An 11,436-nucleotide genomic window follows, 5' to 3' on the forward strand; every position below is an offset into this window, starting at 1 on the left:
GGAATTTTCGCGTGCAAGAGTTACTCGCGTCCCTCGGTTCGCTGTCTTCCAAAGAGCGCAAGGCGCTGGCGACATTGCTCAAGCGTCAGGGCATCAACCTGTACAACGTTGCCCCGATCCTCAAGCGCCACAGCGAAGAACCGGCGGTGTTGTCCTATGCACAACAGCGCCTGTGGTTTTTCTGGCAACTCGACCCACACAACACCGCGTTCAATATTCCAGCGGCCCTGCAACTGGAGGGCGTGCTGGACATTGAAGCACTGCGACGCAGTTTCGAGGCGCTGATTGCGCGTCACGAAAGCCTGCGCACCACCTTCACCCAGGATCAGGCCCAGGCGGTGCAAGTGATCCACCCTGCCGGGGCGTTCACCCTGAACGTGGAAAACGCCGAAGCGGTGCCCGCTGCCGAGCATGAAGCGCACATCCAGGCGTTCGTCGAACGCCTGGCGAGCCAGCCCTTCGATCTGGAGCAGGGGCCGCTGTTGCGGGTCAGCCTGCTGAAACTGGCCGACGACAACCATGTGCTGTTGGTGGCCATGCACCACATCGTCTCGGACGGTTGGTCGGTGCCGATCATGATCGAGGAACTGATCGCGCTCTATCAAGGGTATAGACACGGGGTCGATGCGAACCTGCCCGCTCTGACCGTGCAATACGCCGACTACGCCGCGTGGCAGCGTCAATGGATGGAGGCCGGTGAGCAGGAGCGCCAGCTTGGCTACTGGAAAGAACAACTGGGCGGTGAACAACCGGTATTGCAACTGCCCGCCGACCGCCCACGCTCGGCGGTGCAGAGCCAGGCCGGTGCCGACTGTGAAATCCCCATCGAGCCGGCACTGGCCAGGCAGCTCAAACAACTGGCGATGCAGGAAAACTGCACCCTGTTCATGCTCCTGCTGGCCTCGTTTCAAGCCCTGTTGCACCGCTACAGCGGCCAGGCGCAGATTCGTGTCGGGGTGCCGGTGGCCAACCGTAACCGGGCCGAAGCCGAACGCCTGATCGGCTTCTTCGTCAACACCCAGGTGCTCAAGGCCGAGATGCACAGCCAAACCCTCTTCAGCGATCTGCTGCAGCAGGTCAAGGCCACGGCCCTTGGCGCGCAGGCCCACCAGGACCTGCCCTTCGAGCAACTGGTCGAAGCCCTGCAACCGGAACGTAGCCTGAGCTACAGCCCCTTGTTCCAGGTGATGCTCAACCACCAGTACGAAGACGCTGGCGTTGCTCCGGCGATTGCCGGTTTGAAGGTCAGGAACCTCAGCTGGGAGCGCCGCACCGCCCAGTATGAACTGACCCTCAACACCCTCGAACACGAGCAGGGCCTGAGCGCCACCCTGAGCTACGCCAGCGACCTGTTCGACGCTGCGACCATCGAGCGGATCACCGGCCACTGGCTGAACCTGCTGCGGGCCGTGTGCCGTAACCCCGCCCAATCCATCGGCGACCTGCCTTTGCTGGGCGCGGCGGAACAACAGACGTTGCTGCGCGACTTCAACCGCAGCCACTACAACGGTGGTCACAGTGAGTGTGTCCAGCAGACCCTTGAAGCCCAGGCCGCACGCACGCCGAACGCCGTGGCGCTGCTGTTCGGCGAGCAATCGCTGAGCTTTGCCGAACTCAACCGCCGGGCCAATCGCCTGGCGCACAAACTGGTGGAACAAGGCGTCAAACCCGACGTGCTGGTGGGCATTGCCCTTGAACGCTCGATGGACATGGTCATCGGCCTGCTGGCGATTCTCAAGGCCGGCGGTGCCTACGTGCCGATGGACCCGCAATACCCTCGCGAACGCCTGGCGTTCATGATCGAGGACAGCGCCATCAACCTGCTGCTGACCCAGAACCACCTGCTCGACGTGCTGCCGATTCCTGACGGCGTTAACAGCCTGGTGCTCGATCAGGACAGCGACTGGCTGCAAGCCTGCAGCGACGACAACCTGCCGTGCCGGGTCGAACCCGAGCACCTGGCGTACATGATCTACACCTCCGGCTCCACCGGCCGGCCGAAAGCCGTGTGTGTCGCCCACGGTCCATTGACCATGCATTGCCAGGCTATTGGCCAGTTGTATGGCATGACCCCCGAGGACTGCGAACTGCATTTCATGTCGTTCGCCTTCGACGGTGCCCATGAACGCTGGCTGACCACCCTGACCCACGGCGGCCGTTTGCTGATCCGCGACAACACCTTGTGGTCGGTGGAACAGACCTACGCGGCATTGCACCAGCATCAGGTCAGCGTCGTCGCATTCCCGCCGGTCTACCTGCAACAACTGGCCGAGTACGCCGGGCAGTTCCCCGAACCGCCACCGGTACGTATCTATTGCTTTGGTGGCGATGCGGTGCCCAACGCCAGCTTCGAACTGGTCAAACGGGTGCTGCAACCGCAGTTCATCATCAACGGCTATGGCCCGACCGAAACCGTGGTCACACCCCTGATCTGGAAGGCCGGTCGCGATGAAAGTTGCCACGCCGCCTATGCCCCCATCGGCAAGATCGTTGGCGCACGAACGGCCTACGTACTGGACGCCGACCTCAACCCCGTGCCACTGGGCAGTGCCGGCGAACTCTACCTCGGTGGCGAAGGCCTGGCCCGTGGTTACTATCAGCGCCCGGACACCACCGCCGAACGCTTCGTCGCGGACCCGTTCGACAGCAACGGCGGGCGCCTCTACCGCTCTGGCGACCTGGTGCGCCTGCGTTCGGATGGCGTCACCGAATACCTGGGACGCGTCGACCATCAGGTCAAAATCCGTGGCTACCGCATCGAACCCGGTGAGATCGAAGCGCGCCTGCAAGACCACCCCGCCGTCGGCGAAGCCGTGGTGCTGGCAATGGACGGGCCGACCGGCAAGCAACTGGTGGGTTACATCCTGCCGCTGGACCTGAGTCTGAGTGAAGCGTCGGCCAAGGACCAGGACCTGCTGCGTACCGACATCAAGGATCACCTCAAAACCAGCCTGCCGGACTACATGCTGCCCAAGCACCTGGTGCTGCTATCGCGCCTGCCACTGACACCCAACGGCAAGCTGGATCGCAAGGCCCTGCCCGCGCCGGACTTCAGTGTCACTCAACACACCTACGTGGCTCCGCAGACCGCCACCCAACAGCATCTGGCGCAGATCTGGCAGGACGTGCTCAAGGTCGAACAGGTCGGCCTCACAGACAACTTCTTCGAACTGGGCGGCGACTCGATCGTGTCCATCCAGGTCGTCAGCCGCGCCCGCCAGGCCGGTATTCGCCTGACGCCAAAAGACGTGTTCCAGCACCAGACCATCCACAGCCTGGCGAGCGTCGCGCAGGCCCTCGACACCCAGGTACTGGAGCAAGGTCCGGTCCACGGCGCTTTGCCACTGACGCCGATCCAGCAGGTGTTTTTTGCAGAACCGGTGCCCGAGCGCCAACACTGGAACCAGTCGATCCTGCTCAAGCCTTCGCTGCCGGTGAACGCCACGGCGCTGACGCGAGCGCTGGAACATCTGGTCAGCCATCACGATGCACTGCGTCTGGGCTTCGAATCTCATCACGGCATCTGGCAAGCGGCCCACCGCACCGTCAACCACACAGATCAGCCTCTGCTCTGGGAACGCGAGGCTGCCGATACACCCGCGTTGCTGGCCCTGTGCAACGACGCCCAACGCAGCCTGAACCTGAAACAAGGCCCTCTGCTGCGTGCCCTGCTGGTGAACCTCGCTGATGGCAGCCAGCGCCTGTTGCTGGCGGTCCATCACCTGGTGGTCGACGGTGTGTCCTGGCGGATCCTGCTTGAAGACCTGCAAACCAGTTACGCAGCCTTGCTGCAAGGACAGCCCCCGAACCTGCCGGGCAAAACCAGTGCCTTCAAGGCCTGGGCCGAACACCTGCAAGGCTATGCCCGCGGCACGGCCCTGCAAACCCAGATGCACTACTGGCAAACCCTGCTGCACGGCGCATCGGGCGACTTGCCGGGTGCCCGGCGTGATGCCGATCTGGCCGGCAGCCACTCACACTTCGTCAGTACCCGCCTCGACCCGCTGCTGACCCGACAATTGCTGCAAGAAGCCCCGGCGGCCTATCGCACCCAGGTCAACGACCTGCTGCTGACAGCACTGGCGCGGGTGATCTGCCGCTGGACCGGGCACGCCTCGGCCCTGATCCAGCTCGAGGGCCACGGCCGCGAAGACCTGTTCGAACAGCTCGACCTGACCCGCACTGTCGGCTGGTTCACCAGCGTGTTCCCGGTCAGGTTGACACCGGCGTCGCAGTTGGCCGACTCGATCAAGTCCATCAAGGAACAACTGCGCAGCCTTCCAGACAAAGGCATCGGTTACGGTGCCCTGCGCTACCTCGGTGACGAGCACACGCAGCAAACGTTGCGCGCGCTCGCCACCCCGCGAATCACCTTCAACTACCTCGGCCAGTTCGACCAGAGCTTCGACGAACACGCGCTGTTCAGCCCCGCCGCCGAAGACAGCGGCGACAACCAGGACCCAGGCGCGCCACTGGACAACTGGCTGAGCATCAACGGGCAGGTCTACGGCGGCGAGTTGCAACTGAACTGGACCTTCAGCCGCGAGATGTTCGACGAGGCGCAGATCCAGCAACTGGCCAACCACTACCGTGACGAATTGCACGCCCTGATCGGCCATTGCCTGAGCCCGCAGACCGGCGCAGTGACGCCGTCCGACTTCCCGTTGGCGCAACTGTCACAGACGCAACTGGACAGCCTTGCCGTGGACGCCCGCCAGCTCGACGACGTTTATCCGCTGTCACCCATGCAGCAAGGCATGCTGTTCCATTCGGTGTATGAAGGTCAGGACGCTACCTACGTCAATCAGTTGGCCGTGGACATTGATGGCCTGGACGCCGGGCGTTTCATTCGCGCCTGGCAAACGGTGGTCGAGCGCCACGACATCCTGCGCAGTGGTTTCCTCTGGAAGGATGGACTGCCGCAGCCGTTGCAGATCGTCCACAAACGCCTGAGCCTGCCGGTCAGCCAACTCGACTGGCGCAGCCGCTCGCAACCGCAGGCCGCACTGCGTGAACTCGCCCGCGCCGACCGCGAGCAAGGCTTCGACCTGCAACAGGCACCACTCCTGCGCCTGACCCTGGTACGCCTGGGTGAACGCACCTATCACCTGATCTACACCAGCCATCACATCCTGATGGATGGCTGGAGCAACTCGCAGTTGATGGGCGAAGTGCTGCAAAGCTATGACCACCAACCCCTTGCACCGCTGATCGGGCGCTTCAAGGATTACATCGGCTGGCTGCAACGCCAGGACCACGCCGCCAGCCAGGCCTTCTGGACCCGGCAGTTACTGGACTTGAACGAACCCACGCGACTGGCCAGTGCCTTTGGCCGCAAACACCTCGACGCCTCGGCGACCCAGGCCCACGGCGTTCACCTGCACACGCTCGACGTCAGCAAGACCCGGGCCCTGGAGACGTTCGCCCGCGAACAGAAAGTGACGCTCAACAGCCTCGTTCAGGCGGCGTGGCTGATCCTGCTGGCGCGCTACAGTGGCCAGAACACGGTGGCGTTCGGCGCCACGGTAGCCGGCCGCCCGGCGGACCTGCCCGGTGTAGAGAGCCAGTTGGGGCTGTTCATCAACACCCTGCCAATCGTCGCCACCCCACAACCGAACCAGAGCGTTGCCGCGTGGCTGGCCGAGGTTCAGGCGCACAACTTGAACCTGCGCGAACACGAACATACACCGCTGCACGAGATCCAGCGCTGGTCGCCCTTGGGCGCACAAGCGCTGTTCGACAACATTCTGGTGTTCGAGAACTTCCCGGTGGCCGAAGCCTTGCAGCAAGCCGCACCGGGTGAACTGGTGTTCGGCGAGGTCGAGGACTTTGAGCAAACCAACTACCCGTTGACCGTCGCCGTGTCACTCGGCGAATGCCTGTCGCTGAGTTTCGAATACGCCTTCGCCGATTTCGACCGGCACACCATTGAGCAGATCGCAGGGCATGTCGACAGCCTGTTACTGCGCATGCTCGACAACCCGAACCAGGCGTTGGGGCAACTGCACGGTTTGTCCGATGAACAACACCAGGCCCTGATCGGTCATGCTCGTGGCGGTGCCGTCGATTACCCGATCACGCTGTGCGCCCATCAACTGATTGAAGCCCAGGTCGCGAAAACCCCCGATGCCATAGCGATTGTCCTCGACGACCAACACCTGACCTACGCCGCCCTCAACGCCCGCGCCAACCAGCTCGCCGGTAAATTACGCACGCTGGGGGCTGGCCCTGACCGGCTGGTGGGCCTTGCGGTAGAGCGTTCACTGGACATGGCCGTGGGTTTGCTGGCCATTCTCAAGTCCGGTGCCGGTTATGTGCCGCTCGACCCCAACTACCCGGAAGATCGCCTGCGCTACATGCTCGCCGACAGCGGCCTGCAACTGCTGCTGATCGAAGACCGGTTGCGCGAACGCCTGGCCATCCCGGCCACGGTGTGCACGCTAAACCTGAGCGAAGGCCTGGACGCCTACAGCGTCGATAACCTGCCGCACAGCGTGATGCCGCAAAACCTCGCCTACGTGATCTACACCTCCGGTTCCACCGGCCAGCCCAAGGGCGTGGCCATCACCCACGGCGCACTGGCCGAGTTCTGTGCCATTGCCGGTGACTATTCGCAGTTGAGCGCCGAAGACCGCGTATTGCAGTTCGCGACGTTCAGTTTCGACGGCTTCATCGAGCAGTTCTACCCACCGTTGTGCCGAGGTGCGCGAGTGGTACTGCGCGGCACAACCGTGTGGGACACCGCGACGCTCTACGAGCAAATCCTGCATCATGGCATCAGCGTCGCCGACTTGCCGTCGGCGTACTGGCACCTGTTTGCCCTCGACTGCGCGGCGGCTGGCCCACGCAGCTACGGTCAATTGCGGCAGGTCCATGTCGGCGGCGAAGCCATGTCGGTGGAAGGCTTGCGTCACTGGCAAGCCGCCGGCCTGGGTGCCGTGCGCTTGCTCAACACCTACGGCCCGACTGAAGCGAGCGTGGTGTCGAGCACCCTGGAATGTTCCGGCCTGGACCTCGACACCCTGTCCGAACATGGCATTCCCATCGGTCGTGCCCTGCCCGGCCGAAGCCTGTATGTGCTGGACAAAGACTTCTGCGCGGCAGCCATCGGCACGGTCGGCGAACTCTACATCGGTGGCGCCACCGGCCAGGCCCGGGCCTACCATCAGCGTCCGGCCCTGAGCGCCGAACGCTTCGTGCCCAACCCGTTCGAGGCCAATGGCGAACGCCTCTACCGTACCGGTGACCTGGCGCGTTATCGCGCCGACGGCAACGTCGAGTACGTTGGTCGCGCCGACCATCAGGTCAAGGTTCGCGGTTTCCGCATTGAACTGGGCGAAGTCGAAGCCTGCCTGCAAGGCTACGAAGGCATTCGCGAAGCCGTGGTCATTGCTGTCGACGCCGCCACCGGCAAGCAACTGGTCGGCTACGTGGTGCCAACAGATTCGGCGCGGGCCGAGGGCGATGCCGCACTGCACGACGCGCTGCGCAATCACCTCAAGGCCCATCTGCCGGCGTACATGGTGCCGGGGCATCTGGTGCTCCTCGCCAAACTGCCGCTGACCCCCAACGGCAAACTCAACCGCAAGGCCTTGCCACCCCCACACACCGTGGCCCTGCACACCGCCCATGTTGCGCCGCGCACGACATTGCAACAACAGATGGCGCAGATCTGGCAAACAGTGCTCAAGGTCGAACAGGTTGGCGTGCACGACAACTTCTTCGAACTCGGCGGCCACTCGCTGCTGGTGCTGCAAGCCGTGAGTCTGATCAACCAGACCTGCGGCACCCGGCTCAGCCTGCACGACTTCATGGGGCACCCGACCCTTGAGGCGCTGTGCCAGAACCTGCAAACACCGTCGAAGCAACTGACAGTGCGCCTCAACCCGCATCAAGGCACGCAACCACCGCTGTTCTGTTTCCACCCGATCTTCGGCATGGTCCACAGCTACCAGCCATTGGCGACGGCGCTGAGCGAGCGGTCTGCGGTTTACGGCATCCTCTGCAAAGCCTTTGCCGATGGCGCCTGGAGCGACATCAGTTGGGCTGCCATGATCGAGCTGTACGTGCAAAACATCCGCGACGTCCAACCGCACGGCCCATACGCCCTCGCCGGTTGGTCGCTGGGCGGCAACCTGGCCATGGAAGTCGCCCATCGTCTGGAAACAGCAGGTGAAACAGTGGCGTTCCTGGGCTTGATCGACGCGCCGCCACCGGCGTCCGTGCAGCCGTTCTGGCAAGCGGTCCAAGCGCAGCAAGTGCTCTCGCCACCGCCACAACAGCGCAATGCCCTTGAGCTGTTCAAGCGCCTGTTCCCACAGCGCGCCGAGGCCGCTGAAGGCTGGCATGAGCAGGCGTTGCACGACACCGCACCGAGCGAGCGCGAAGCGTTGTTCATGGACTGGGCCAAAGCGCAATTGCAGGACCACCCCGAGCAGTTGTCGAGCCTGATACTGGGCGAACACGAACTGGCGCTGGGGGAAGAAGTCAGCGAAAAACTGGGCGAACTCGCGCAAGCGTTCGACTATCGTCCGCTGAAAGTTGCATTGCATTGCTGGTGGGCCGGGCAGGACAAACAGCCTGAACTGGTCCGCCTCCTCGAAGACCAGCTCAAAACCGCGTTCGGCGAACAGTGCCTGGCGCTGTCGATGACCCTGGACTGCGACCACGAAGCGATTGTCCTCGACCCGCAACTGATCCAGTCCCTGAGCCAGTCGTTGTTCGGCACCCGCTAACCCTCCCGCCCGTGGCGGCACCGATCCTGGTGTCGCCACTTTCCCTTTCTCGCCTGCCCTGCCAGGCACTTTCCTCCAGGCAAAAAAATACCCCCGCGTGGGTCGGCGCGGGGGCAGTTAGCTGTCTCTGACGGTTAGAACTGGTACTTGAGGCCCACCATCAGGTTACGCGGGTCGCCGTAGAAGTAGCTGTTGTAGAGGCCATAGCCGCTGTAGTACTGACGATCGAACACGTTGTTGAGGTTGAGCGAAGCGCTCAGGTGTTTGTCGATGTCGTAACGCGCCAGCAAGCCGACCACCGCGTAGCTGCCTTCCTTGGCTTCAGCCGGCAGGTCTGCGTTGACGAAGTAAGTCTTGCCCTGCCAGGTGACGTTGCCGCCCACGGTCAGGTCTTTCAACTGACCGTCGAGTGTGTAGCTGGTGGCCAGTTTGAACTGGCGCTCCGGACGCTCGGGGCTGATGCGCTTGTGTTTCTCATCACGCGGCTGAGCGTAGGTGTAGCCGGCGAGTACCTGCCAGCCCGGCAATACTTCACCGGATGCCTGCAACTCGAAGCCTTTGGTGGTGTTGGTCACACCCTCGTAAGCATCCTGGTCGGTGATGCTGGTGCCGACGTACTGCGCGTAGTTTTCCTGTTCGGTCTTGAACAGCGCGACGCTGGTGTTCAGCGCGCCGCCGTAGAATTCGGATTTCAAACCGACTTCGTAGTTCTTCCCGGCCATCGGCTCCAGAACTTTGCCGTCCATGTCACGGTTGCTTTGTGGTTCGAAAATATCGGTGTAGCTGGCATAGACCGAATGCTGTTCGCTCAGGTCGTAAACGATCCCGGCGTAAGGCACGACCTTGCCGGTTTTCTTCGCGTCGTCATGGTCCGGGTTCGCCGGATCGGAGTTGAAACCCAACTCGCCTTCGCGCTTGTAGTTGACAACGCGGCTGCCGAGGATGACCGACAGATCATCGGTCGGCTTGAGGCGCACCGCCGCGAAACCGCCGACTTCCTTGATGTGGTAGTCCTGGGTTGTCCAGGCGCTGTACGAGGTCGGGCGTGCCGGATTATTACCCCACTTGTCGAAGTCAAAGGACAAGGTCGGTTTGTTGTCGTTTTCCGAGAAATAATCGGAGCGACGGTCGCTGACGTTCATCCCCAGGATCAAGTCGTGAGTGCGCCCGAACAGCGAAAACGGCCCGGTGGCATAAACGTCCACCGAATCGGTGTTGATGGTGTAGGTCTTGTGACTGCGGAACAACCGCGCCTGACGCGTCTGCTTGTCAGGGAACGGGCCCCAGCCAATCATGTTGCCTTGCAATTGTTCGGTCTCGCCCTTCCAGTGACTGGCTTCGACCCGCAACATCCAGTCATTGTCGAAACGCTGTTCGACGCCGCCGAAGTACTTGGTGCTTTCGCTGTCGGCAAAGGCCCATTTGGCCGCCGGGTTCATCGAACGGGAGAAATCGGTGCGGCTGCCATCGGAATAGAACAACGGCAACTGGCCGAAGCTCGACCCGTTGGAGTCGATTTTCTGATAGTCGATACCGCCATAGAGCATGGTGCTGTCAGTGATATCGGCTTCACCGATGGCGTAGAACACGTTCTTCTTCGACGAGTAATAGTCGATGAACGAATTGGCATCGTCGTACGCAGCCACCACGCGGCCACGCACGGCACCGTTTTCCGAGAGCGGCCCGGACAGGTCCATCTCGGTACGGTAGCGGTCCCAGGTTCCGCCGTTGCCCGAGACATACCCCTGGAATTCCTTGGTCGGGCGCTTGCGCACCAGGTTGACCACACCGGCCGGGCTGCCCACCCCGCTCATCAGGCCGGTGGCGCCGCGCACCACTTCCACCCGATCATAGATGGCCATGTCACGTACACCCAGACCGTTGGTGTTGGTGGTGAAGTCGGAGGTCGGTACGCCGTCGTACTGGAAGTTGTTCAGGCCAAAACCACGAGAGTAGAAGTTAAAGCGCTCGGTGTCGTCATGCATCACTGCCACGCCCGGGGTTTGCTGCAACACGTCGGAAATGGTGCCCAACCCCTGATCAGTCATTTGCTGACGGGTGATGACCGTCACCGACTGCGGGGTTTCACGCAGGGTCAGTGGCAGTTTGGTCGCGGTGCTGGTGGCACCGGTGGTGTAGGAACCGGAGTTCTCGGTTGTCGCGCCCATGGCCACGCCACCGATTTTCACTGCATCGAGCTGCATTGCGCCGGTTTCGACGGCACCGCTGAGCAGCACGGTGTTGTCTTCAATCTTGTAGGAGATACCGGTGCCGCTGAGTAACTTCTGCAAGGCCGAAGGCACATCCAGGTCACCGCGCAACGCAATGCCGCGCTTGCCCTGAACCAGGTCCGGGGAGTAAAGAATCTGCTGGCCGGATTGCTGCCCCAATTCCCGCAGCGCGCCTTCGAGCGACTGTGCCGCAATGTTCAACTCTGCTGCGGCCAAAGAACCGGACAGGCCCAGGGACAGGCTCAGGACAGCCGCCGTCAAAGGTTGATGGCGCCCCATGATTGAATCCAAGGCCCGCTGCAATGCGGTTTTTTTGTGTCGTTCAGCAGACATTTATATGCCCTTTCAAAGTTGAAAGTTCAGCAGCAAGCGCCGTTAATGAGAATGCTACTTGTTTAATATCAAGCATGAGACGAAACATCGTCGTAAAACCGGAAAGGTTTCGTGCAAAACATCAGAAAAATCTCACG

2 protein-coding genes are annotated in these 11,436 nt (G+C 62.2%); one reads left to right on the forward strand and one right to left on the reverse strand.

Annotation, left to right across the window (positions count from 1 at the left end):
• Positions 1-11 precede the first annotated feature (11 nt).
• A complete protein-coding gene (locus AC1Z1G_RS17730) occupies positions 12-8,735 on the forward strand; it encodes an amino acid adenylation domain-containing protein (protein ID WP_483621358.1) in 8,724 nt (2,907 codons plus the stop codon).
• Positions 8,736-8,869: 134 nt separating this feature from the next.
• Here AC1Z1G_RS17730 and AC1Z1G_RS17735 read toward each other — a convergent pair whose 3' ends face one another.
• Positions 8,870-11,299: a TonB-dependent siderophore receptor gene (locus AC1Z1G_RS17735; RefSeq protein ID WP_483621360.1), complete on the reverse strand. Its 2,430-nt coding sequence runs from the start codon at positions 11,297-11,299 to the stop codon at positions 8,870-8,872.
• Between the last annotated feature and the right edge of the window lie 137 nt (positions 11,300-11,436).

Source organism: Pseudomonas sp. JL27(2026), assembly GCF_056933555.1.